This is a genomic window from Marinococcus sp. PL1-022 (assembly GCF_033845285.1).
Classification (GTDB): Bacteria; Bacillota; Bacilli; order Bacillales; family Marinococcaceae; genus Marinococcus.
In genome coordinates, this window is the sequence record NZ_JAWXCX010000001.1 from 1,439,539 (window position 1) to 1,464,956 (window position 25,418).

The 25,418-nt window shown below is 50.6% G+C and carries 23 protein-coding genes; 13 read left to right on the top strand and 10 right to left on the bottom strand.

Annotated elements, in window-relative coordinates; all coding sequences use genetic code 11:
• The first annotated feature begins 93 nt into the window (after positions 1-93).
• Complete coding sequence (locus SIC45_RS07305) at positions 94-1,164, top strand: aldo/keto reductase (protein ID WP_319631644.1); 1,071 nt, start codon at positions 94-96, stop codon at positions 1,162-1,164.
• Positions 1,165-1,223: 59 nt separating this feature from the next.
• Here the strand turns inward: SIC45_RS07305 and SIC45_RS07310 are convergent, their stop codons facing one another.
• The 4 genes from SIC45_RS07310 to SIC45_RS07325 are packed head-to-tail and all read right to left on the bottom strand — an operon-like array spanning position 1,224 to position 5,373.
• A complete protein-coding gene (locus SIC45_RS07310; RefSeq protein WP_319631645.1) occupies positions 1,224-1,970 on the bottom strand; it encodes a PHP domain-containing protein in 747 nt (248 codons plus the stop codon).
• Between the two features lie 13 nt (positions 1,971-1,983).
• Entirely contained in the window at positions 1,984-2,811 is an 828-nt protein-coding gene (locus SIC45_RS07315) for an energy-coupling factor transporter transmembrane component T (protein WP_319631646.1), read from the bottom strand.
• On the bottom strand, positions 2,798-4,501 hold the full coding sequence (locus SIC45_RS07320) for an ABC transporter ATP-binding protein (RefSeq protein WP_319631647.1): 1,704 nt from the start codon (positions 4,499-4,501) through the stop codon (positions 2,798-2,800). Before SIC45_RS07320 ends, SIC45_RS07315 begins: the two co-directional genes overlap by 14 nt.
• On the bottom strand, positions 4,498-5,373 hold the full coding sequence (locus SIC45_RS07325; RefSeq protein ID WP_319631648.1) for a cell division protein FtsQ: 876 nt from the start codon (positions 5,371-5,373) through the stop codon (positions 4,498-4,500). Before SIC45_RS07325 ends, SIC45_RS07320 begins: the two co-directional genes overlap by 4 nt.
• Before the next feature lie 171 nt (positions 5,374-5,544).
• On the opposite strand from SIC45_RS07325, the gene SIC45_RS07330 reads away from it, so the two are divergent.
• From SIC45_RS07330 to SIC45_RS07375, 10 genes are all read left to right on the top strand, one after another.
• A complete protein-coding gene (locus SIC45_RS07330; RefSeq protein ID WP_319631649.1) occupies positions 5,545-6,381 on the top strand; it encodes a MurR/RpiR family transcriptional regulator in 837 nt (278 codons plus the stop codon).
• A 380-nt stretch (positions 6,382-6,761) separates the two neighbouring features.
• A complete protein-coding gene (locus SIC45_RS07335; protein ID WP_319631650.1) occupies positions 6,762-7,736 on the top strand; it encodes a 2-keto-3-deoxygluconate permease in 975 nt (324 codons plus the stop codon).
• Positions 7,737-7,807: 71 nt separating this feature from the next.
• Positions 7,808-9,097, top strand: coding sequence for a four-carbon acid sugar kinase family protein (locus SIC45_RS07340; protein ID WP_319631651.1), 1,290 nt, complete (start codon positions 7,808-7,810; stop codon positions 9,095-9,097).
• Positions 9,094-10,089 carry a 4-hydroxythreonine-4-phosphate dehydrogenase PdxA gene (pdxA, locus tag SIC45_RS07345; protein ID WP_319631652.1) on the top strand — a complete coding sequence of 332 codons (996 nt, stop codon included), beginning with the start codon at positions 9,094-9,096 and terminating at the stop codon, positions 10,087-10,089. Before SIC45_RS07340 ends, pdxA begins: the two co-directional genes overlap by 4 nt.
• A 68-nt stretch (positions 10,090-10,157) precedes the next feature.
• Positions 10,158-11,888 carry a sigma-54-dependent Fis family transcriptional regulator gene (locus tag SIC45_RS07350; protein WP_319631653.1) on the top strand — a complete coding sequence of 577 codons (1,731 nt, stop codon included), beginning with the start codon at positions 10,158-10,160 and terminating at the stop codon, positions 11,886-11,888.
• Positions 11,889-12,080: 192 nt separating this feature from the next.
• A complete protein-coding gene (locus tag SIC45_RS07355; RefSeq protein ID WP_319631654.1) occupies positions 12,081-13,115 on the top strand; it encodes a zinc-binding dehydrogenase in 1,035 nt (344 codons plus the stop codon).
• A 146-nt stretch (positions 13,116-13,261) separates the two neighbouring features.
• Positions 13,262-13,666: a hypothetical protein gene (locus SIC45_RS07360; RefSeq protein WP_319631655.1), complete on the top strand. Its 405-nt coding sequence runs from the start codon at positions 13,262-13,264 to the stop codon at positions 13,664-13,666.
• Between the two features lie 54 nt (positions 13,667-13,720).
• Complete coding sequence (locus SIC45_RS07365) at positions 13,721-13,945, top strand: hypothetical protein (RefSeq protein WP_319631656.1); 225 nt, start codon at positions 13,721-13,723, stop codon at positions 13,943-13,945.
• Between the two features lie 396 nt (positions 13,946-14,341).
• Complete coding sequence (locus tag SIC45_RS07370; protein ID WP_319631657.1) at positions 14,342-14,611, top strand: hypothetical protein; 270 nt, start codon at positions 14,342-14,344, stop codon at positions 14,609-14,611.
• A gap of 414 nt (positions 14,612-15,025) precedes the next feature.
• On the top strand, positions 15,026-15,313 hold the full coding sequence (locus SIC45_RS07375; RefSeq protein ID WP_319631658.1) for a hypothetical protein: 288 nt from the start codon (positions 15,026-15,028) through the stop codon (positions 15,311-15,313).
• A 129-nt stretch (positions 15,314-15,442) separates the two neighbouring features.
• On the opposite strand, the gene SIC45_RS07380 is transcribed toward SIC45_RS07375, so the two are convergent.
• Complete coding sequence (locus tag SIC45_RS07380) at positions 15,443-16,780, bottom strand: alkaline phosphatase (protein WP_319631659.1); 1,338 nt, start codon at positions 16,778-16,780, stop codon at positions 15,443-15,445.
• Between the two features lie 250 nt (positions 16,781-17,030).
• On the opposite strand from SIC45_RS07380, the gene SIC45_RS07385 reads away from it, so the two are divergent.
• Both SIC45_RS07385 and SIC45_RS07390 read left to right on the top strand, forming a co-directional pair.
• On the top strand, positions 17,031-17,402 hold the full coding sequence (locus tag SIC45_RS07385; RefSeq protein WP_319631660.1) for a metalloregulator ArsR/SmtB family transcription factor: 372 nt from the start codon (positions 17,031-17,033) through the stop codon (positions 17,400-17,402).
• Entirely contained in the window at positions 17,392-19,923 is a 2,532-nt protein-coding gene (locus SIC45_RS07390) for a heavy metal translocating P-type ATPase (protein ID WP_319631661.1), read from the top strand. Before SIC45_RS07385 ends, SIC45_RS07390 begins: the two co-directional genes overlap by 11 nt.
• Positions 19,924-19,979: 56 nt before the next feature.
• On the opposite strand, the gene SIC45_RS07395 is transcribed toward SIC45_RS07390, so the two are convergent.
• The 5 genes from SIC45_RS07395 to SIC45_RS07415 form a co-directional block, all read right to left on the bottom strand.
• Positions 19,980-21,017, bottom strand: a complete 1,038-nt coding sequence (locus tag SIC45_RS07395) for a metal ABC transporter solute-binding protein, Zn/Mn family (RefSeq protein ID WP_319631662.1) — start codon at positions 21,015-21,017, stop codon at positions 19,980-19,982.
• Between the two features lie 43 nt (positions 21,018-21,060).
• Complete coding sequence (locus SIC45_RS07400; protein WP_319631663.1) at positions 21,061-21,840, bottom strand: metal-binding protein ZinT; 780 nt, start codon at positions 21,838-21,840, stop codon at positions 21,061-21,063.
• 63 nt (positions 21,841-21,903) lie between these two features.
• A complete protein-coding gene (locus tag SIC45_RS07405; RefSeq protein WP_319631664.1) occupies positions 21,904-23,076 on the bottom strand; it encodes an NAD(P)-binding domain-containing protein in 1,173 nt (390 codons plus the stop codon).
• Positions 23,069-24,295: a GTP-binding protein gene (locus SIC45_RS07410; RefSeq protein ID WP_319631665.1), complete on the bottom strand. Its 1,227-nt coding sequence runs from the start codon at positions 24,293-24,295 to the stop codon at positions 23,069-23,071. Before SIC45_RS07410 ends, SIC45_RS07405 begins: the two co-directional genes overlap by 8 nt.
• A gap of 205 nt (positions 24,296-24,500) precedes the next feature.
• Complete coding sequence (locus SIC45_RS07415; RefSeq protein ID WP_319631666.1) at positions 24,501-25,406, bottom strand: universal stress protein; 906 nt, start codon at positions 25,404-25,406, stop codon at positions 24,501-24,503.
• Positions 25,407-25,418 lie beyond the last annotated feature (12 nt).

The window sequence follows — 25,418 nt, forward strand, 5'->3', positions numbered from 1 at the left end:
AAAAAATCAATCAAGGTATATGAACAACGTAATTGCTATTAAAGAAAATGACCTGCCAGCCAGAGGAACTTTAACACACAGGAGGCTTTAATAATGGAATATATTTATTTGGGAAACTCAGGACTTCGCGTGCCAAAATACATTCTCGGTACGATTCCATTCAGCGGCACGAATGGGTTTGAACCAACGGGAAATCTCGACGAAAATGATGCCCGCCGGATCGTGGACATATCGCTCGAGGCAGGCATGAACATGTTCGATACGGCTAATCTGTATTCGAAGGGGGACGCCGAACGCGTTTTGGGATCTGCGATTAAAGGACGCCGGAATGAAGTTCTCTTAACGTCCAAAACCGGCTTTCATTTTGACAATGACCCAAACGCCCTCGGCGCGTCCCGCAGCAACATCGAAGCATCCATTGACCGGACGCTGGAGCGGCTCGGCACTGATCACCTGGACGTATATTTTGTGCATCTGTGGGACGGTCGCACACCGGTGGAGGAAACCGTGGAAACGATGACCAACCTCGTGAAATCCGGCAAAATCCGGTACTGGGGCGTCTCCAACTACAGCGGATGGGCGCTTGCAAGAATATTCTCCGTCGCAGAGCGTCCGGGCTACATTCCGCCGGTTACCCAACAGATTTATTACACGCCGGAGGCTCGTGAAGCAGAGTACGAGCTGCTGCCGGCAGGCCGGGAGCTCGGCGTAAGCTCAATGATCTGGAGTCCGCTCGGGGAAGGACTTCTAACCGGAAAAATCGGCCGGAACAAAAAAGCACCGGCGAATACCCGTCAGGGCGAAGGCTGGCCGGAGCCGTGGATTCAGGATGAAGAACGCCTGTACCAGGTGATTGACGCGCTTGAGGAAGTAGCCGAAGGCCGGAACGCGACCGTTCCGCAAATTGCCTACGCGTGGGTCAAGGACCGCCCGAACGTCGGCCCGATCGTCATCGCAGCCCGTAACGAAGAACAGCTGCGCGAAAACCTGGCGTCGGCAGATATGTATCTGACGCAGGACGAGCATGACCGGATCGAATCCGTCGCACGTCCGGCACCGATTTACCCACTATGGCACCGGACAATGGCCGGCTTTGAAATGGGCAGCCCGTCCGAAATGCCGTATCTCGAAGGATACAAGAAATCGATGGGGATGGATGAGTAATCATAAATGAAACGCACCGGCATTGGAATTTTCCGATGCCGGTGCGTTTTTTATTATACTTAAGAATACTCAAGCTTGAGCATTTTTTTAATATATTTAGCTGCCCGTACCTTTGTCTGCAGGGCCGGGGACAGCTGCACGGTATAATTACGGGAGATCAGGGCGTGCTTTAGCTCCCCTACCGTATCACAGTCCGGAAATTCATTTATCACTGAGCCGTATTGAAAAAATTGGTGCGTGTCGCTTCCGCCCACAGCGGGAGCATCGTAGCGGGCAGCGAAATCCTCTACCTGCTGCTTCATGACTTCGCCGTACCTGTACAGATCTTTTCCGTTGATATCAAATGCATCAAACTGGTTTAATATAGCGTGCTCATGCTGCGTCCATGGGGTGGAAACCCTGAATGGGTGAGCCGCGATCTTCAGCACTGGCAGATCTTTTAGGAAGTCTGCGAGCTCTTGGACCGGAATAAAGTGGCCTTCTTTTTCATGGCCGTTCAGCCTGTTGCGGATACGGCGGATGATTGTACTGTCGGCAACTGCCAGAAAGTGACCGTTCTCTGCCACATCAATTTCGATCCCTGGAAATACCTTTACGCCATTGACGATATAGCAGTCTCCGGAAATGGGAAAATGAGCGTCGAGCATATCATAAATATGGAGAAAGTTTACGGCATTAAAGTGTTCGGTTAAAGCGACAGCGTCGAGGCCGCTCTGTTTTGCTTCAGCCATTTTTTCAAGCAGTTCTTCAAGCGTCACCGCGATTGTTTTGGATAGATTGACATGAGTATGAAAATCAATGTTCATAAAATACGCTCCTTTACGTTAAATGGTACCAGTAGCCGCCGGCATGAATCGCAACGAGCATCAGGGCATTCATTGCGATAAAAAGGTATTCGCGCGGGCCAAAGGTTAAATGGGAAAGCTTTTGCTTCTTTGCTTCGCTGCTGTGAAGAGAATAAGAAAAACCCCGAACCTCGAGTGCTTCCACGGTAGTGCGTGTCCGTTTGGCCGTATTAAGCATCATCGGGTAAAACGCTTTGACGACAATAACGGTGTAGTAATAGACGAGCCGCCATTTCAATATGCCATGCCTCTGCGGCGCTTTTCCGCGAAGCCGGAACGACTGAATAATCTGCTGGTATTCATCCATCAGGATAGGCAGCATCCGGTATCCGTATGAAACGGCGAAGCTGAACTGGGCCGGTACACCGAAGCTCAGTAGGGCATCACTCAGCTTTTCCGGGTCCATACTCGCAAATGCCGCCACGCTTGCGATAGACATAATGCTGATTTTGAATGTTAATAGGAGAAGTGAAGTATAAGCCTCCATATCTCCGCCGAGTATAAACACAACCAGAAAAATATACCCAAGCTCACTGAGAATACCGATGGATAATAAAAAGATGATCAGCGGACTGACGCGGGTGACGACTGCTAAAACGGACGTGTAAAGCATAAGTCCGAGCAAAATAAAAATGTTGAATGTAAACCACGGCAGCAGGCTCACGATAAAGTACCAGACGATCACAGTCCGGGGGTCCACCTGTCCGAGGTACGTTTCTTTTTTTCCGTAAGCCGTTTTCAGCAGTTCAAGCTTGATCCATTCGATGTTGTACGTCTTTTTTAATTTATCAACTAACTCCATGAGTAATTTCTTCCTTTATCCAATTGGTGAATTCCTCCACTGAAAGAGGCGGCGGTTCTATATCAAGCTCGAGAGCCAGCTGAACGATTTGAGGGGGAACAAGGCCTGCGCGCTTCCAAATATACTCCTGGTCAAACATATCCCGGGGAAGGCCGTCGAAAATAAATTCTCCCCGGTCCATGACGATCACCCGGTTCGCCCACTCGGCAACGAGCTGCATATCGTGCGTTGCAATCAATACGGTATCTACTTTGTTCATTTGCTGTAAAATACGGACGAGCTCTTTGCGGCTCTGCACGTCAAGGCTTGCGGTCGGTTCATCGAGCATCAGCAGCCTTGGCTCTGAAGCGAGCCCAACTGCCATGGACGCTCTCCGCTGCTGGCCGCCACTGAGCAGCCTGCCGTCTTTATCGAGCACATCCTCTAAGCGGAACGACTGGATAAGCTGCTCGATAAAAGCATCATCACTTTGGCCGCGGGAGCGATGATGAAAATATAAATCATTATAGACAGAATCCTGGATAAACATTTCCTCGGGGTTTTGAAATATGTAGGAGACAACTCCCGCTAGCTGCTCCAGGGATTTCTTTTTAACCGAATCTGCATGAATATCCCAAGAGCCTTCCGTAGGTTTAATCATGCCCGCAAAGCATTTCATTAATGTTGTCTTGCCTGCCCCGTTGGTGCCGACGAGCGCAATTTTTTCCCCGGGATAAAAGGAGGCGGACAGGTTATTTAAAATGTTCTTCCGCTCGTTGGCCATGGTTTTGGCGGAGAACGACAGCCGGTTCAGCGTCATAAGCGGCAGTTCTTCGCCTGCTGCTTTCTCTTTCGGACCAGCGGAAAGCGCAGGAGGATGGACATTTTGTTTAAAGTAGGTGTATCCTTCAGCGACAGTAACAGGAAAATCATGTTCCGGACCGCTATTCATATTTAAGGCGGCCTGCGTAACCTGAGGCGGGAAAATATCTCTCGACGTTAAATCGTGAATCTGTAAAAGCCCTTCTTTCACAGGGAGATTCCACAGCACGCGGCCGTGATCGACGAGCAGTACCCGGGAGCAGAAATCAGCAATGAACTCGGTATGGTGTTCAATGACGATAATTGTCTTTCCGTAGTCGTTTTGGAGTTTTTGAAGCCGGCTGTAAATGTCTCTGGCATGATGGGGATCAAGCTGGGCTGCCGGTTCATCGATAATCAGTATCTCCGGGTCGAGCGCAAGCACGCCGGCAATAGCTGTTAAATGCTTTTGGCCCCCGCTCAGCTGCCAGATGCTTTGGTCTCGTAGATGACTGATGCCAAGCGCTTCGAGCGCCCATTCGGCTTTTTTCATAAAAGCAGGGTCCCCGAAGTTTAAAGGAGCAAACGCCACGTCATCGAGGACGGTCGGACGCATTAGCTGGTTTTCAAAATCCTGGTACACGTAGCCTACAGCATGGCTCATTTCGGATACAGTCGTTTGGGAAACGCTCTTTGTGCCTACTCTGATTTCTCCTGAAAACGCTCCGGTGTAATAGTTGGGAATCAGCCCATTGATTGTTTTGCAGAGCGTCGTTTTGCCGCTTCCATTACCGCCGATGACCGCCGTGAATTCTCCTTGTTCTATCGAAAAATCAGCTCCGTTTAATACATAGTCAGAGGCACCGGGGTATTTAAAGTGAACATTCACTGCCTCAATAATTGCGCTCATGCACTTTTCCTCCTCTGATCCTTCGTCTTGGTCCGTTTCAGCTGAATGCCAAGAGAAACAACGGCGATCAGCACAATCGCTGCTGCTGAAATAGGGAGCCAGATGTAGCCTTCCCCGAACTGCTCCAGGAATTCCGGCTGCCACACGGCGAAGTTAATATCCATTTCCGCCATGAATTCAGACACGATAGCGACGAACATTAAAAATACGGAGAGAATGACAAAGCGCACGGAGATCCATTCCGTCATCGACGCCTTCACACGTCCCTGTCTCGGTTCAATGCCAAGCAGGGGCTCAATTCGTCCGTAAAGCTTCGGAATAAGATACATAACCGGAATAATACCAAACAGAATCCCGGAGATAAGCATCTCCGTCACAAAGCTGACTCCTTCTATAGCCAGAATAGAGGCTGGAAGCCCCGGCACCGCTTCTACTTCCTCGATACCAAACCATACCTTTCCGACATCCACTACGGTACTGAGCATTTGGTCAATCAAAACGCCTGTGGCTGCGGCCAGGGCAATTTGTTTTCGGCTGTTCAGGTTCGTAACAAGCAGGCCTGCAATGTACATGGCCAGCGTAAATTCGATAAAGCCCTCCAGTTCACCAAGACCGCCAAAATCACCAAGCAGCAGATCACCGAAAATGATTTCTCCGACTGATGCTCCAAAGGCGGCGTACAGCGGGTTAAACAGCATCACCAGCGTTAAAGGGATAAAAGCCAGGTACGAAATAGACAATTCGATGGGACCAAACGTAAACTCCGGCAGCAGTTCAGTAAATAAATTGGCGAGACCAAACAATGACATCGACAGAATGAAAACCATCATTTTCTGCGACTGGGTGTACTCTGTGCGTTTTGTTGCTTCCATATGTACAAATCCTCCTTGTGTGTGATTACTTACGATATTACGCAACTAAAATTAAGGACATTTAAGAGAAACGTGAAGCTTACGTAAAAAAATTAACTTTTTCTAAAGGTTGAAAGTTTTTTTACATTAGGAAAGGATGAGCGTCTATACTCAACTCAGGAGGCGGTTAAAATGAACGATCTATTACAGCTTGACGACCATCAGCTTACCGGCAAGCAGAAGCAGATCGCCGATATTTTATGGAAACGCGGCTTGGGCGTTGCCTATATGAACGAAGCGGAAGTTGCCCAGGAGGCGGGGGTAAGCATTGCTTCGGTCTCGAGGTTCTGGGCGTTAGCGGGATACAAAAACTTTAAAGCATTTAAAGCAGCTGTCAGAGAGAAAATTGAAACGACACCGGAAAATAAATTGAAAAATTCGGTAAGCCAGACAAAAGACGATCCGCTTTTTGACCAGCTCGTGGATCAGCACTTTAAAAGCCTGGCGCTGACGAGCCAGCAGTTTGAAGAACGGACATTTAAGGCAGCTATTTTAACCATTATGAAGGCCACCACTGTCTTTATTCATGCGCCCGCTTCGTCGGAAGGGCTGGGGACGCTGCTGGAATTCCGGCTGAAGCGCTTCGGCTTTTCGGTGGAGCGGATTGCCAAAAGCGGCGCTGAGATCTATGAGTCTCTCATTCACATGAACGAAGCAAGCACGGTCATTGTTTTTCAGTTTGTCGAGCCGCTGCCGGAAACAAAGGTTCTTCTCGATTACGCGCAAAAATGCGGAGCCGGTACGGTTTTAATTACGGATCGCCTTGTCTCGGAAATGAATGCGTCCGTGGATCATCTTTTGTACGTCTACCGGGGAGAGCAGTGGGAGTTTCACACGATGGTAACACCAACCGTCATGCTCGAAGCACTCGTTATCGGAATAGGAAGCGAAATGGAGGAACAGTCCCTCGAGCAGCTAAAGAAAATCAGCCGGATCCGAAACCATTACAAGCACATCGTTCCAAAGTGATGTTACATATGAAAACGAAAGGGAAATCCGTTATTTTTAACAAAAAAATCACTAAGGATTATGACAGAAGCCGTAAAAAAGATCTGCATAGAGATCGGTGGCCATTCAGTTGCTTGAGGGATTTGCTAACTGGTGTTAGTTATCAGAACGCTGTAAAAAGTAAAAACGCACTAAATAGATTAGCTTAAAAAAAGAATTGCCCAAGGAGGCGTGAAGCTGGATATTATCCAGCTTCTTTTTTTGTTTTGTTTAATTTTGCAACTATTTTTAAAAAATCCACTTTCACAGTTGAATAATTGATTAATATGTTTTATATTTCAACATGTAAGCGGTATTATAATAACTGTTGCAAATTGCAAATATTAAAGGGAGGTTGTATAATGCGTATTAAAGCGAATATGGAGAAAATCCCTGGCGGCATGATGGTAGTCCCATTATTGCTTGGCGCTCTGATTAACACCTTTGCCCCTGGTATGCTGAGGATTGGCGGCTTTACCCAGGCGCTTTTTGTCGATGGGGCACTGGTTCTAATTGCTTTGTTTTTACTTTGTGCAGGGGCGCAGATTAATGTACGAAATGTTGGAACTACTGTGGGGAAAGGCGTTACATTATTAACAGTGAAATGGGTGGTGGGCGCCTCCTTCGGTTTAATTGCCTATGCCTTTGCCGGTACAGACGGTTTATTCCTGGGACTGGCTCCACTCGCTATCATCGCAGCTATGACAAACAGTAACGGCGGATTGTACGTAGCGCTTGTCGGCCAGTACGGAAAAGGAGATGACCGGGCGGCCTATTCCATCCTGGCGCTTAATGACGGTCCTTTTTTAACCATGGTGGCTTTATCGATTTTTGGCGCGATTGGATTTGTGGACGGCCTTTTCTCGGTCGTTGATTTTGTCGCCGTCCTTTTGCCTATTATTATTGGCGCGGTGCTCGGAAACCTGGATGAAGAAATGAGAGATTTTCTGGATTCCGGAAGCAATATGCTAATTCCGTTTTTCGCCTTCGCGCTGGGCATGGGGATTAACTTTGCAGACATTTTAGCCGGTGGCCTCGGCGGCATCGTACTCGGATTTATGACTGTATTTCTCACCGGCACTGCTGGCTACTGGGTATTCAAGCTGTTCAACTGGAACCCGATTGTAGGCGCATCGGAGGGTTCTTCAGCAGGCAACTCCGTTGCGACTCCGGCAGCAATAGCTTCAGCCAATGCAGCCTTTGCCAGTGTGGAATCTGTGGCTACCGTCCAGGTGGCAGCGAGCGTTGTAACTACTGCTATACTACTGCCTATTTATGTAGGCTTTCTTGTGAAGCGTTTAGAGAAAAAAGGAAAACTTCAGACGTATCTTCAATGACATTCAACGTAAAATGAGAGGATTTCAACACATGAAGTCCTCTTATTTTTGCCAGACGAGGTGATTTTAATATGGATATATGTATTGTGGCTGACGATTTAACAGGAGCCAATGACTCCGGGGTACAGTGCACCCGGTACGGCTACCGGCCCTCGGTGGCCGTAAATGCACGCGATACAGGTGCTTTTGTGCATAAAAACGCACTTATCATCGACACAGATTCAAGGGAAATGAATCCTGCATCCGCCTACCGGACGGTTAAGGATGCTGTCCATCCATTGGCAGTAAGCCCTCCGAAATTAATGTATAAAAAAATTGATTCTACGATGAGGGGAAACATCGGAAGGGAATTAGACGCCCTGTATGACGCATTTTTTCCGGATTTTATCCTGATCAATCCCGCCTATCCTGAGAACGGCAGAACGGTGGTCAACGGGGAGTTATATGTGAACGGCCAGGCGTTAACGGAAACTGGAATAGCAACGCTTCCGAACCAGCGTGTGGGTTCTTCAACAGTTACCGACCTGGTGCAGGCGCACAGCAGTAACCAGGCATATCACCTTACGGAGGAGGAAATATCCTCCGGAAGCCTGGAAAAACTACTGGCACAATTGAAAAATGAAGGTGTAGTATATCTTAGCTTCGACGGGGAAACGGAGGAGCAGATGCTCCACCAGAGCCGCACGCTTGCAGCTGCCGGATACGATGTTATCTGGGCAGGCTCTGCGGGTGTGATGAAATTTTTACCGGAGATTTACGATTTAAGCGGGAGGAGTTCATCAGCCGAAAAAGCAGACCGGCTGACCGGGTGCGAATCTGTGTTGATTGTCGCAGGCAGCCGGAGTGATATTACGCAAAAGCAGAAAGCTCATCTGGAGGCGGAATATCCGGGGTGGACAGTGCCCCCGGAAATTTTTCTGGATCCCGGATGGCAGTCGGATGCTTCTATCAAAAACATCCTACGAGAGGCTTCCAGACAGAGTCATTCAGTTATGCTTATTTCCACGGATACGACGCCGGAGGCTGTAGAGAACGTGAAGGCAAAAGCGGAAGCGGTAAATATCCCGATGGTGGAGGCAACGAAAAAAATTGCTGAAGGCCTGGGAAGGTTAACGCGCCTGGTCTTCGACAGGAACACGTTTGATGCGATCGTCATGACGGGCGGGGACGTAGCGAAGGCGGTTTGTCTTTCGCTGGAAAGTACAGAATTTGAACTGATACAGGAATTTGAGCCAGGGATTCCCCTGGGGCGGCTGCGCGGGTATTACAATCCAATTGCCATTACGAAGGCAGGGGCTTTTGGTACGGAAAAAACATTTGTTCATGCGATCGAAACGCTGAGAGGAGAGATTTTAACATGACAAAGCCAGTTATTGGGATCACGATGGGAGATGCTGCCGGCGTAGGGCCGGAAATTATTGTCAAAGCTCTGGCAGGCACCTCGGTTTATGACTACTGCACACCCGTGGTTATTGGCGACACCGGACGTTTGGAGGACGTCATCAAAATAACAGGCACCGGCCAGACTGTGGTGGCCATCGAAGATCCTTCAGAAGCGAAAGCGGATCCGGCCGTCATTTACTGCATCCAGGTAGGGGATCTAAATCCTGATCTTCCCTATGGCCAATTATCCTTTGAAGCAGGGAAGCATGCATTTTTATATTTGGAAAAAGCGGTGCAGCTAGCCATGGCCAAGCGTATTGACGCTATCTGTACAGCGCCGTTAAATAAGGAAGCTCTTCAGGGAGCGGGCTACAATTATCCGGGGCATACGGAAATTCTGGCGGACCTGACCGGAACCGGGGATTATTCCATGATGCTCTCCGCGCCCAATCTGAAGGTGATTCATCTAACGACCCATCTGGGACTCAAGGATGCCATTGAAGCGATAACGCCGGAACGAACGTATAATGTGATTCGTCTTGCACACAGCACGCTTTCCAAGGCCGGCTTTACCGATCCGAAAATTGCCGTATGCGGCATTAATCCGCATGCCGGGGAAAACGGACTATTCGGCTACGGCGAAGAAGAAAAACAGCTGCTTCCAGGCATACAAAAAGCCCAGGAGGAGCACATCAATGTGGAGGGGCCGTACCCGGCAGACACTTTATTTTTCCGTGCGGGACGCGGCGATTTTGACGTCGTCGTAGCGTGCTATCACGACCAGGGCCACGCGCCGGTGAAGGTGCTGGGCCTGGAGGCCGGGGTAAACATTACCGTTGGATTAAATTACGGCGTCATCCGCACCTCGGTCGATCACGGCACCGCCTTCGACATAGCCGGAAAAAATATCGCGGATGAGCGCAGTCTTCTGGAGGCACTCACCATTGCAGCGGAGCTTGCTCCTAAATAATTCATTCTCCATCATGTGCATTTTTTCGTGTAAAATAGGAGGAAAATTGCATTAAAGGGAGTAAGTAAATGTTAAAAATAGGAATTATAGCTCCTTATGAAGGCTTAAAGGAAGTAGCAACCAGGATTAGTGCTTCTCACCAGGAAGTCATGATAGACGTAGAGTCAGCAGATCTGGAGGAGGCTGTGGAGCCGGCCCGGCGTCTGGAGGAGCAGGGGTGCCATGTATTGATCAGCCGGGGAGGGACAGCGCAGATTCTGCGTGAGCGATCGTCTCTGCCGGTAGTGGAAATTGATGTTTCCGGCTATGATATTTTGCGTACGCTCCTGCTGTTCCAGGACTCGAAGGACCCTATAGAGCTGATTGGCTTCCCCAATGTGTGCCACGGGGTAAACCAGGTGGCGGAGCTGCTTGGCATATCCATTTCCTATCAGGTTATTCACAGCTCTCAGGAAGTGCATCAGGCCGTGGAGAATGCTATCAGCCGGGGCATTCAAATCATTATTGGCGACACGGTAACCTTAACAACCGCCCGCCGTTTTGGACTGGAGGGAATCATGATCACCTCCGGGCCGGAGTCGGTGGAGCAGGCTGTGGTCCAGGCTAAAGAAGTCGGGAGCCTGCTGCTTTACCAGGAAGCCATGAACACAAGCTATCACCATCTGCTGGAGCATTTACCGGAAAGCATTGCTCTTATTAAAGAAACAGGAGAATTAATGTTTGCCAACCAGCCCTTTTTGAACCTGTTTCAATTAACATCGTATGCAAATAATCATGCTGATAAAAACGATATTTTACAGAGCCTGCATCAAAAAATGCTGAATTACGCCTTCCTTCAGGAGAACTTTGTCATCGCAGGACGCAGTGTAATTGCAGAAGGAGAATTTTTGGTTGAAGGAAAGGAACGGCTGTATTTTCTGAAAATCAGTGATGAAAACAGATACAGGGTCGAACAAAGCGGTTTAGTTATTCAGCCGCTTCAGTCAGACATTGTCTCCTTTGGCCAAATTTCGACAGCCGACGAACGCGTACGTGCCATTGTGGAACAGGCGAAAAGGTTTACGGAGTCCGTATATTTCCTCCAGGGGGAAGATGGAACAGGGAAGCGTTCCATCGCTGCTGCCCTGCATCATTATCGAAATAACTACATTGAAAATCAATGGGAAGTAATATTGGACAAACACTTTGATGAAATGGCGATGAAGCGGCTTAAAGCGATGATTCTATCGGGGAATGGAACGTTTTACATCAAAAACTGGGAGGCGCTTTCAGCTGAACGGCTGGAACAGCTTTTTGAGGCTGCCTTTGATTGTGTGTCGGTAATTATTTTTGCTGCTGACAAAACCAATCTGCCCCTGCTTCAGAAGAAATTCCAAAGGAAAAGCATCGTGCTTTCGCTTCCGCCCTTGCGGGAGAGAATCGAGCATTTGCCCGAGTATATACGTACATTCATTGCCAGAAACAATTCAAAATACGGAAAACAGATTGTGGGAGTGGAAAGCGGACTTTTGCTGGAATGGAAATCCTATCACTGGCCGATGAATCTGCATGAGCTGCAGGAGCTGGTTGAAATGGGAGTAAAAAACGCTGAAGGTCCCTACATTTCCAGAGACGCCGTGCAATTTAATCCAGAATCCGCACACGGAACCAGGGAGCTGCTGGATCTGAATCAGCCGCTGGACAGCATTGAGAAGCAGGTGATCAACCTGGTGCTGGAGGAAGAAAACATGAACCAGACCCGGGCGGCCCAACGGCTGAATATTAACCGGTCGACATTGTGGCGCAAGCTTAAAGGCTGAGAAACAACAACTATATAATGAGAAATAGACAGGCACCTCTAGCATGAGGTGTTTTTCTTATGGAAAAATCATGAAGCCTTTTCCTTGCCTTAACGTGGACTTTACGGGTTACACTGAATGCATCACTTGTCCGGGAATGGTGGAAAAGTGAGGATAAAAGCAAACATATTAATGACAAGGTGGGTTTCAGCTATGAAGGCAAATATCATGTACGAAGCGGGCGACGTCCGCGTGGAAGACGTACCGAAGCCGCAGCTGCAGGAGCCGGCAGACAGCGTATTAAAGGTTGTCGCTGCCTGTATCTGCGGAAGCGATCTGCATCCGTACCGCCATATGCATGCCGATGAGCAGGGCGGCGGCGAACCGATGGGCCACGAAGTGATCGGCCGCATCGATGAAATGGGCTCCGGCGTGACGGGTTTTAAGAAAGGTGATCTGGTCGTGGTGCCATTCGCGTATGGGGATAACACATGCCCGTACTGCCAGGAAGGGCTGCAGACGTCGTGTGTGAACGGCGGATTTATGAGCGGCTGCCAGGCCGAATACGTACGCATACCGCAGGCGCAGGGAAGCATGTTTAAGCTTCCGGATGAGATCGGTGATGATTCGCCGCTGCTTCCGTCCCTTCTGACGATTTCGGATGTATACGGCACCGGCTATCACGCTGCAGTGATGGGCGGCGTAAATGAAAATACAACCGTCACGGTAGTAGGCGACGGAGCCGTTGGACTGCTTGCAGTGCTGTCTGCGAAGAAGCTTGGGGCCCAAAAGATCATATTAATGGGACGCCACAAGGAGCGCACCGACCTCGGAGTGGAATTCGGCGCCACCGACGTCGTTTCCGAGCGCGGAGATGAGGGCATTGCCAAGGTTCTTGAGCTGACAAACGGGGAAGGCACCCACGTCGTGCTCGAATGTGTCGGGCTGATGCCGGCGTATGACATGAGTGTGGGCGTTGTCCGTCCCGGCGGCGTAATCAGCCGTGTGGGGGCGCCGCAGTATGAAGAGGCGGCGGTAGGTTTTGGAAGTCTTTTCAGACACAATATTACGCTTACGGGAGGTCCTGCTCCGACCCGTGCCTACATGGAGGAGCTGCTGCCGGATATTCTGGACGGCACCCTCAATCCGGGCCGCGTATTCGACGTTACGATGGGAATCGATGACGTTCCGGAGGGCTACCGGGCGATGAACGACCGTGAAGCGCTTAAAGTACTTGTGAAGCCGTAAGATAAGCGGAAAATTGCTCAAGGGGAAGCGCATTTAATTGTGTTTTCTCTTTTTTTATTCTTTTTTGGCTGCAAAGATGCTTATTGGATAATATTTCAATTTATGGGATGATAAAAGAAACGCTGACTAAAGAGGGTGGAGAACATATGTCTCCAAATACTGCAATTTTATACTTTTTACTGCTGCTTTTTTCTATCTTTGTTGTCATTGGAGTGGTGGTTCCCTGGTTTGCCCGCAGGTGGTATATCAGGCGAAACGGGCAGCCAAGGGAGCGGAGGCACGCCAATGACGCACACCGGAAAATGACGTTTGGGATTAGCGCGGTAAGCATTTTGGTATCGCTGTCTGCGAATGTTCTGCCTATGATGTCACCGGCTCTTGGTTTAATCCTGATTTTTATTTGCTTCGTCTTTTATGTCACAGGCGGCACCTATTTATGGAAAAAAGAGAGCAGCAATAAAGACGATTACCGCTATGAGCTGCTGGTTAACGGGGGAGCAGGGATCGGGGGCGGCCTGCTTATACTGGCAGGGGCCGCACTCCTATTTTGAGGAAACGAATTACATACACTATCCAATAGTCATTACGAGCAAAGGAGATTATGTATGATAATCATTTGTATAATGCTCGCGGGAATCGGGCTATGGATTTACGGCCGAAGGACAAGCTCACGAATGACGGTATTTACCGGAGGCCTGGCGGCAGCAGCCCCGCTGCTGTATATTGCCGGGGGCGGTCTGCTGTTACCGCTCGCGCCGATGCTCGCGCTTGGTGCTGCGTATTGGAAAGTGGATAGAAACTACGATGAGCGTCAATACGACAAACGGTAACGTTAAAATGAGGCAGGGGACTAACGAAGCGCCGAGCCATATATAAAAAGAAAAACGCAGCCACAGCAACAATCAAGTAGACTAAAGCCATCAGCGGGTGGAACCACGAATTTTCCTTCAGTTGGATGTGTTGATTAGCCAAACAAATTCCTCCTTTAACAAGCTTCTGCATTCCTCCGTTTTACTTTGGTTTCTGGCAGAACGAATATTGACTCGGTCATGCTTTTTCCATTAAATAGAAATTTATGAAAGGGAAGAGGTGAGCAGTTCAACGGCAAAAATGAGCAGCAGTTTCATAGCGATATTCCTTTCCTGAAAAATTAATAGATAGTAAAATCTCGCCAATGAATATGCCGTAACTGGAATGGCACACTTAATAACGAGGAGGCAGTTATGATGACAGAGAAGCTGGCTTACATCTTTTGCTGGTTATTGCTGGTGGCTGGATTTTCTTTTTATACTCCGTGGATGCCCTTCGGATGGTCCATCTACGAGGGCGGCATCGGTTTGCTCATACTAATCGTCATTAACTTTTGCTTGTTTGGTATCTTTGCCTTCGTACTGGCCCTGGCTCTGCAAAACAGGCTGCTGATTATGCTCAGTGTCCTGCTGATACTGATGCCGTTTATTACCGTTGGCTTCTTCTGGGTGCTCCAGTACATCTGATTAATCGTTTCATATTTTCGTACATAATCAAAGCCGGCGTTTTCCATTTTTTATCGGTTGCGGATATTTTTCAAGTGTGCATTGTTGAAATTATCAATGAACCTGTGAGATTATATAAAAACACTAAGCAGCCGACCTTTTGAATAGGAAGATTATACCAATGAATACCTTGTCCGCCGCTGAATAAATAAGTCTTTATAATTATCACGTTTAGTTACATTCGCCCGGGGTTATATATAAAGATGATAAAGCAATTGGACAGCAGATTGGGAAGATGAAGGAAATGAAGCGGTCGCACCTAATCAAAATCTGACTACGGGGGGAGCACAGGAGAGGTTACGCAGAAGGTAATGGAAAACAAAAAAAGCATACGAAGTGTGCTGTGGCTTTGTGCTATTGAAAGGGGTATTTTTTATGCAGGAGCAATGCGAAAATATCACGCTGGACGACATTATGTTAACATTTGACGGATATTTACATGTGGTAATGGAGGGGGAGCGGTCCCTGCATTTAAAGGACAATGACGGCTTTCGTTACTACTATGATAAAAAAACACAACGGATTTACGCAGAGAACGGCAGGGGCGGATGGAACTTTCTGGATGTCGTCGAGAAGCCCCAGCCCGCTTCCTATAAAGGAAGCAATCTGCTTGAGCGTGCAAAGCTGAGGCTTAAAAAGGTGAAGTGGGCCTTTGATAATTAATGAAGATTAAGTGCTTAGCTTAAATAAATATCTGCGGTAGACAGGCGGAGACTCCTTTTCAGGAACCTCTGCTTTTTTATGCTCAAAAAAAGCGACCCCGTTTTGGAGGCCGCTTTTTGAGAAGCTTCGTTATTTCATTGCCTGCTGCATGGCGTCAAATACTTCTGTATTTTGCAAATTGCCGGAGAACGCTTCTTCTCCCGGTCCTTCAGCAAATACGGTAATATCCACAGCCGTATGATTTGTGCTTGTCCAGTCGATCCCGGCACGTTCGCTTAACACATGGTTAAACCCGAGCTCGAGCGTTTCAGCTTCATCCACCATTGTTTGTTCTTCGCCGGTCATGGTCATGCCGGTATGCTCTTCAAAGACTTCATCAGGAGACTCGTCGCCTAGAAGCACCTGCTCCTGCATGGCTGCTCCTGTGGCATCCACGTTTTTCAGGCTGGAAGGATGGTTTTCCTCTGTGGCCTCACTGGCGCTTCCGCCTGTGTCGTGGTCACTCGCTACGACGACGAGAGTATCTTCGTGTTCCCCGGAGTAAGCCGTCGCTTCCTCCACGGCTTGTTCAAAGGCTGCGGTATCAGACATCATCCAGGCAGGGTCGTTGGCGTGGCCGGCCCAGTCAATCTGGCTGCCCTCGACCATAAGAAAGAAGCCGTCTTCATCCTGCGACAGGTGATCAATGGCCGAGGAGGTCATTTCCGACAGAGAAGGCTGAACCGGGCTCTGCTCCAGGGAGGTGTTCATGGCGTCATCTGCAAACAATCCCATGATCCGGTCGCCGTCCGCCTCGTCCATGGCGCGCTCGGTTTCCACATATTCAAACCCGGCATTGATCGCGTGGTCAACATAATTTTCGCCGTCTTCCCGGATGCCGCCCTCCGATTCCGGAAGGAAATGCTCGCGTCCGCCACCGTACATCAGATCAAGGTTTTCATTTTCGGCCATCTGCTTTGCAATTTCAGTATAGTTGTTCCGGTCCTCCACGTGAGAAGCGAAGACGGCCGGGGTGGCGTGAGTGATTGTCGAAGTAGCTACGAGGCCGGTGGATTTCCCCATGTCGGCCGCCTCATCCAGAATTGAGGACTTGGACTCGCCGTCCGGAGTCATGCCGATCATGCCGTTATTCGTCCGTTCGCCGATGGCGTAAGCCGTTCCGGCAGCTGCTGAGTCCGTAATGATGGCGTCAGCGGAGGAGGTATCCACCTTGCCGGTTGTCATGTCGCGCTCCTCCCATACCGGTTCGCCGTCCTTATAAAGACTGTAGTTTTTCGACACGCTGTCCGAAAAGCCGTCCGGAACCATGAGAATAACGTTTTGAGCCTGCGCTTCCTCGGCAGCCGTCTGTTTATCGCCGGCCGAATCGTTGCTGCCGTCGTTTTCCGATGCCATTGCAGTGCCTGCTACCAATCCGCTTGCTCCCAACAGCAGGGCTGCTTTCGTCGAACGCTTCCACTTCGTCATTTAATGACCCCCTATATGTTATTAGCCGTGGATAACTCCACGCCCCTTACTTTAAATGGAATTTATGAAGCGGATGTTAGCTGTGTTTAAACTTCCTGTAAAGATAAATAATGGGATTTCAACCAGTTGCTTCATAAATAAATGCTTTCTCAGGCACGAGTCAATTAAACGAATGTTTGACTGTATAATCAAAGAAGTATACTATTTAATTAAACAAACATTTAATTGTTAAATTGAAGGGAAGATAGATATGGCTAAAACAAACGATCAGTGTGAGATATATTGCTATGACCCGGAAAAGGTGACCCGTGTTCAGAATCAGGTGGGGCAGGTGGATGCACGAAGTGCTTCCCAGTGGTTCAAAGTTCTTGCCGACGAAACCCGCTATAAGGTAGCTTACGCCCTGAGCGTCGAAGGAGAGCTCTGCGGCTGTGACCTGGCAAATATTCTCGGGACTTCAACCGCGACTGTGTCTCATCACTTGCGAATTTTAAAGCAGGCGGGTGCCGTCACCTATCGCCGCGAGGGAAAGCTGGTGTTCTATACCCTGGCCGGAAATCAGATCACTCATCTGCTTGGAGGCATGGAGCCGGCAAAGGAAGAGAAGCCACTTGGCATCTAAAGAGGAAACGCTTGAACGAAAATCACCGGAGGAAGAATGCTCATGCTGCAGCGAGGAAGCACCCAGCCGACCGTCTGCTTCACGGTCCTTTTCCATTCAATTGACTCCGGTCGAAGAAACGTCCTGCTGCAGTTCGGATAGTGTGGAGGAAGACTGCTGCGCGCCGGAGGAGCAGGCAGAGCAAACGAAGTCAGAAGAAATTTCACTAACGAACGCGTATACCTTTCAGGTGGAGGGGATGGACTGCCCATCGTGTGCGTCCACACTGCAAAAGGGGATTTCCCGTTTATCCGGTGTGCAGGAGGCGAAGGTGCAGTACCCCTCGGGCAGCATGCAGGTGGCCACTGATGGCACACTGGCTCCGGCAGTGATCCAGCAAACGGTACAGCGGCTCGGGTATGATACAGAGCTTCCGGCAGCGGAGGCGGGGGAAGCGTATAACATTTACGGCATGGACTGCGGCTCGTGCGCCGCGACGGTGAGCAAACACTTTGCGCAGCTTGACGGCGTGCGCGACGTGCAGGTGCAGTTTGCGACGGGAAAGATGACGCTCGATCACGAACTGTCGCAGGAAACAGTGAAAGAGGAGGTCCGCCGGCTCGGGTTTGATGCGGCTCCGGTCGCCGAGCGCCGTGCTTCCTCCGGCCAGCCGGAAGCTTCCCCGCTCCGTGGAATGGCGAATACAATCATTTCCGGCGGCCTTCTGCTGGCCGGTATTGCCAGCTCGCTGACGCCGGCCCCGGCCCTCATTTCGATCATTCTGTATCTCTTGGTCATTGTTGTCGGAGGCTATAAGCCTGCAAAAAGTGCCTATTTTGCCATTAAAAGCCGGTCGCTTGATATGAACGTACTCATGATGGGCGCAGCGATCGGGGCACCACTCATCGGAGAATACTTTGAAGGGGCGCTGGTCGTCTGGCTGTTTGCGCTCGGCAATGCGCTGCAGCAGTATTCGGTGGCGAAAACGCGCAAGTCGATCAGCCACCTGATGGACCTCGCCCCGGCGGAGGCCTGGGTGAAGGCAGGAGACACATGGGCCCGGCGCCCGGTGGAGGAGGTCCGTCTCGGTCAGACGATGCTCATTAAGCCGGGAGAAAAAATTCCTCTGGACGGCACCATTCGCGAAGGAACCTCGATGGTCGACCAGTCGCCGATCACCGGGGAATCGCTCCCGATTGATAAAGCATCCGGAGATAAAGTATACGCCGGCACGCTGAATGACTTTGGCAGCCTGGAGGTTGAGGTGACGGCACGTCCGGAGGATACAACACTTGCACGGATCATTCATTTAGTGGAGGAAGCCCAGGGGCAGCAGGCACCGACCCAGAGCTTTGTGGACCGGTTTGCGGCTGTGTACACACCGATTGTGTTTGCCGCTGCGATCGCGGTCATTGTCGTACCGCCGGTCATTGGTCTTGGCGGCTGGGGGGACTGGGTGTACCGGGGATTGGCGCTGCTCGTGGTGGCCTGCCCATGTGCGCTCGTCATTTCGACACCGGTCGCCATCGTATCGGCTATCGGCAATGCGGCCAAGCAGGGGGTACTGATTAAGGGCGGAGCCTTTCTTGAAGCTGCCGGGACCCTGAATGCCCTGGCCTTTGATAAAACCGGGACGCTCACCGAAGGCAAACCCGTCGTGGAAAAGGTTTACGCGGCGGACGGCGACGAGGACCGGCTGCTGTCGGTGACGTCGACGCTGGAGGCATACTCCAATCACCCGATTGCACGCGCAATTACGGCGTATGCCAGGGAACAGAAAGTCTCCTCCCTTGATGGGACGAATTTTTATGCGGAACCTGGGAAGGGCGTCGCCGGGACCATTGAAGGCAGAGCGTATGCTGCCGGAAAGCCGGAGTGGCTGAAGGAGCAGGGCGTCCAGACGGAAAAATTCGAAGAAGAAGTCGGGAAGCTTCAAAACGAAGGAATGACCGTCGTGCTAATCGGCGATGGAGAGAGCGTTTTGGGCTATGTAGGCGTTGCTGACAAAATCCGCCCGATGTCCTCGGAAGCAGTAAAGTCGCTTCATAACAACGGTATCCGTGAATTGACCGTCCTTACCGGTGACAATGAAGGCACCGCCGCGAAAATTGCGGGCCAGGCGAACATTGACCGGTACATGGCGGGGCTGCTGCCGGAGGATAAAGCTAAAGCCGTACGTACCCTCCAGCAGGAAGGGCGCCGGGTCGGCATGATCGGAGACGGCATCAATGACGCGCCGGCGCTTGCCACCGCGGATATCGGTATTGCGATGGGAGGAGCCGGGGCGGACACGTCGATGGAAGCGGCAGACATTGTCCTGATGGCGGATAACCTCGAAAAGCTTCCGTATACAATTCGGCTCAGCCGCAAGGCACTGCGCATCATTAAGCAGAACATCTGGTTTGCGGTGCTGATCAAAGTAGCAGCACTGGCCCTCATCGTGCCGGATCTGCTGACGCTGTGGATGGCGGTGCTGAGCGATACCGGAGCAGCACTCATTGTTGTTGCCAACAGTCTGAGGCTGTTCCGGCTGCGGGGATAATCGGTGATGATATAAACGTAAAAGCCAGACGGGCAGCCCGTCTGGCTTTTTGCTGTTTAGTCATTCAGTGCCTGCTCGAGGCTTTCAATATTTTCCTCCATTAATGATACATAGGTGGCTTCGTTTTCAATATCCTCCTCCATCACGGTGGAAAGATTATGCAGGTAGGCCACATCTGCACCGATTTCCTTCTGCACGGTTTCTGCTGTTTTTGATGGAATATTTTGCTCAAGCAGCACCGTGTTAATATCATTTTCTTCTGCCGTAGCCACAATGTCATTGATTTCCTGCACAGAAGGCTCATCCTGGGCATTAATGCCGCTGACCGGGATCTGTTCGAAGCCGTACCGCTCCTCCCAGTAGCCGTAAGCTGCGTGGGAGACAATGAATTGGTTATTATCATTGTTTTCAGCGGCCTCAGTGAATCCCTGGTCAATTTCCTCAAGGTCGGACACGAGCGCCTGATAGTTTTCCTCAAACGTTTCTTCCTGATCCGGCATTTGGCGGGCTAACTCGTTTTTGATACTTTCAGCAGCCTCCTGGGCACGGACCGGGTCAAGCCATACGTGCGGATCGACGCCGCCGTGGCTGTGCCCTTGTTCTTCTTCGTCGTGACTGTGATTGTGTCCTTCTTCATCATGCCCGTGGTCATGCTCTTCTTCCTCGTGGCTGTGATCGTGCCCCGTCGACGTTTCCAGAAGATCCATGTTATTTGTCAGCTCCAGCACTTCCACATTTTCGCCCTCTACCGTACTTTTCGCTTCATCCGCAAAGCCTTCCATACCGCTGCCGGTCATAATAAACATGTCACCCTCGGAAATGTCGGTCAGGGTCTGGGGTGTCGGGTCAAAGGAATGAGCATTGGAGCCAGGCGGAACGACGTTTTCGACATTCACATAGTCGCCGCCGATCTGTTTGGCAAAATCCTCCCAGGCAAACAGGGTGGTGTAAACGTCCAGCTTTTCATTTTGATTCTGTTGATCTTGATTACCATCACCGGAGGCGTTTTGCTGATTATCGTCACTGGTGCTGCAGGCTTGGAGCATGAGAGCTCCGGCCACGATTGAGGCACCTAAAGCAGTTTGTTTTCTCATTGTATTCGTTCCTTTCGTCAGTAGAATGCTGCCGGGGGCAGGATTAATGTGCGATCATTTCATGAGTAATTTCTTCGCCGTCCATGTCTGAGGGGTAGTAGGTTGGCCAATTTTCCACTTCCTCGAGCAGTTCGTCGCTGTCATCGCCCCAGTAGAGATGATAGTGGCCGGCATCGGTCGGAGCGATGCTGTGGTCGCTGAATTGAATGTATTCAGGCATTCCATCGTCACCTTCTTCTAATTCGAAAATAAACCTTACTCCTCGGTTGCCAGCCTCGTATTCAAGAATTTCATGGCCGCCCGAAACGTAGTCACCGGTCATTTCTTCTCCGTTTTTAATGAAGGTAACCGTTCCGTCTTCTTTAATGGTGATTTCACCCACGTTGGTCTGATAGCCTTCCTCATAATATTCTTTGTATTCTTCCTGCGTCATTTCTCCGTCTTCTTCCGCTTTATGAGCGAATACTTCATCGAGCGTGCCGTCTTCCAAATAAGGATACACAGACTGCCAGTCGCCGGCCCAATCGGAAAGCGGGCGATCTTCTACTTCCTCATTATAGAAAAAGCCGTTATAAATACGCTCAGACTCGGCGTCCTGGCCATGGCTGTGATCATGATCATGCTCCTCGCTAGCTGCTTCCTCGCCGTCACTCTGGTCCTGTTCATTGCTTTGGGATTCTTCGTTCGAACTTTCCTGATTCTGCTCCTCGGATTCTGAAGCATTTTCGTTTCCTGAGCCTTCCTCCGTATCGTTGCCGCACCCTGTAATAATCATTGCGCTGACAGTCAGGGCACTTAGCCCTTTAATTGGAAACTTTCTCATGAATACCACTCCTTATTTGTATTTAATCGTAGTCATTACGATTTATTGATTAAAAATATATAGCTATAGGAAAACATGCCGGGCTTCCTGCTGAATGCGGGATGCTGCCGTACGGGCTCCGGAAATGTTCCTGGCTGTGGGCCCAATCGCAAAGTCGGCAAGCGGTCCGCTCACGTACAGCCCTTCAGTCCACGCGAGTGAATGTGGAGCAAGCGCCGGGTAACCGCAGGGAGTGAGTGGCAGCCGGCAAGAATCGATAAGCCGGGCGAGAAGGGGACTGCGGGACGGATGGTACTGATCGCCGGTGGCACAAAGAACAGCCCGGGCTTCCCAAGTCGTTTGCCTGCCGTGAATAAGCCAGTTTTCCGGGCCGGGGGTAACGCTGTGAACAGCTTCCTGTTTCACCTCAAGGTGTCCAAGGTTTTGCTCGCGCCGGACCTGGCGGTAAAGATTTTTCGTAATTGACCCTGGCCGGCGTGCCCGGCTGATAACATTTCTTCGTTCGGAAAATGTTAGGGTCCGCCTGCACAGCTGTTTGTATTTGCCGCCCATCCATTCGGGGGCTGAATCATATTCCCATATGCGAAGTGGATGACGAATAGCGAGAGTGACCCGGGACGGATATCGGCGCCCAAGCTCCAGAGCAGTCTGCACACCACTCATCCCGCCGCCTACAATGGTGACAGGCGGAGCAACGGTGGTTAACTCCTGCTTTTGGTGAAGGTGACAGGCGTGTTGGTCACCTTCGGAAGGAAGCCACGATGGGAGCTGGCAGTGCTCTTTTGTTCCCGTCGCAATCACGACCCGTCTCGTGAAAAAGAGGCCCCGATCGGTTTCGACTCGCCACCCAGCCGCGCAGCGGTCTATGTGGAAAGCAGAGGCCTGTTCGAAACAGGGCGTAAGGTTCATCTCATCCAGTACTTTCGCACAATGATCGCGAAAGAGGAGAACCGAAGGCTTTCTGCTTGTGCCGGAAAAATGGGTTAAATCATAATCATTACGTTTTGAGAAGCGAAATAAATCCCGGGCATCAGGATGCAGATGGTGAACGCCAGGCGATCGCAGGTATTTCATGCCTACCCGTTTGGTCAGCCTGTCCCAGGCTGAAAGCGGTCTGGCCTCTGAATCAATCAGCAATAGTTTTTTATCGCTTGTCAAAGAAGGATCGGCATATGCCAGATGGGCGGCTGTTGTACATCCGTGGATGCCGGCACCGATAATGAGCCATTCAAGCATGAGGGTGTTCGTCCCCGGGATTCACATGATCCTGCGGTGAAACGAGCCACGGGAAAGGATCGCGAAAGGCACGTTCGTCCAACTGCTGTTCCTCTTCGGTCAACAGGCACGCCGTCAGTTCCCGGGTCACCTGCTGCTGATCCAGATGCTGGCCGATAATCACCAGCTCGGTGCCCTTGTCACCGACTGTCGGGTCCCAGCTGGCTTTTAGCTCCGGCTGTTCGTTGAGCATACGCTGCTGCTCGCCGGCAGGAAAGGAGGAGACCCAGTACGACACCGGCTCAAGCTGAATCGACGTGCCGGCCTGCGAAAGTAAAAGCGCTGTATCATTGCGGGTGACACACCAAATAATGCCCTTCGCCCGGATCACCTGCCGGGGGAAGGCTTCCAAATACTCCAGCAGCCGTCCGGAATGAAAGGGGATCCGGCTCCGGAAAACGAAGGAGGAAATGTGATACTCCTCGGTTTCCGGCTCATGCTCCTGTTCGAGCTCCTGCAGCCAGCCCGGGGCCTGAAGAGCTTCATCAAACGAAAATTTTCCGGTGCCGAGCACCCTTGCAGGCTCTACGCGCCCATACGCGGTCTCAATGATTTCAGCTTTTGGCTGAAGCGCCCGCAGCATGCTTCTCAGATGCCGGGTCTGCTCCCGGCTAAGCAGGTCTGTTTTGTTTAAAATCAGCACATCGCAAAACTCGATCTGTTCAATCAGCAGGTCGGCAATTTCGCGCTCATCGTCGTCTTCCGCACCTTGCTTGCGCTCCTGCAGCGTTTCGCCCGACGTATAATCGGCCCAGAAGCGGGCGGCATCGACCATGGTGACCATCGTATCGAGCCGGCAGCTGCCGGTAAGGTCAATTCCCGATGTCTCATCCTCGTATGTAAACGTCTGGGCAACCGGAATAGGCTCGCTGATGCCGGTGGATTCGATTAAAATATAATCCACGCCGCCGCGTTCAGCAATCTGCTGGACCTCCTGAAGCAGGTCGTCTCTCAGCGTGCAGCAGATGCAGCCGTTCGACATTTCCACCAGGTTCTCCTCCGTCCGGGAAAGGGAGCTGCCGCGTTCAATCAAATCGGCATCGATATTAATTTCGCTCATATCGTTAACGATCACGGCTATTTTCCAATCCGACTGTTCATGGAGCAGGTGATTCAGCAGGGTCGTTTTCCCGGAGCCTAAATATCCGCTCAGCACAGTCACCGGTATAGTTGAAGACATACTTGATTCCTCCTTATGTAAAATGTAAATCGTAATTGTTACGATTTGCGCGCTGCAATTACTTTATAAAACATTTGTTATCATGTCAACGCCTGTTTATGTATTTTTTTAATAGAAATGAATGAACCAAAAAGAAAAACCCCTGCGCGATAGGGGTTTTACCGGAGGGTGTGTCAGGAGCTGATTTTTTTAAATAAAGAGAGCTTCATGTTTCCGGCTGATGCTGGTTCCGTACCACCAGTACATCGCAGGAAGCCCTGCGAACGGTGCTTTCAGAGACACTTCCGAGAATGAACCGCTGCGTGCGTCCCATGCCCGAAGCGCCGACCACAATCAGGTCAGCCTGGTGTTTGCGGGCGACCTCCCCAGGAACAGTCGTTTTAGGCGTGCCGTATTCGATAGAGTACTGCATGGACTTGAGGCCGTGGTTTTCTGCGTCACTTAACGTCCGGTATTCGTGGAGCAATGCTTCCGCGCGTTCTTTATAAACGTCGATGAGGTCATTGGTGTAGGGCTCAAGTGAGGACAGCGACTGCGTGTTCAGGACGTAAATGACCTGAGCCTGGCTCTGGTGCTTTTTGGCCATGTCGAGCCCGGCATAGAAGGCGCTTTTAGATGCATCGGAGCCGTCGACGGCGATTAACACCGAACGATAAACGGCCGTACTGTCGCTGTTTTTCACGACCCAGACGTCGCAGGAGGCACGCCGGACAATACCGGCGGACACACTGCCAAGACGCTTCTTTTCGCCTGTGCTGGCACCGGAGCCGCCCGTTACGATCAGATCCGGCCCGAAGGACCTTGCAATATCATCTGCGACGGCTGTCTTGGGAATGCCTTCTTTAATGAACACGCGCACGTGGTAGATACCGGCGTTCTCGGCCTGTTCTTTGCCCCGAGTAACGATGTCGCTTCCTTTTTTATTTAAGGCATGAAGCATTAAATCCGGGTACTGCCTTCGCAGCTCCTTAATATTATGGTAGTCGACAATATGACAAATCCCCAGGGTGCTCTTATAGGCCAATGCGGCATCGATGCCTTTGGCTAAAGCGGCTTCGGATTCCTCCGATCCATCCAGCGCTACGAGTATCCGTCGGTAAGGGAGAGGCATAGGGCTTCTTCC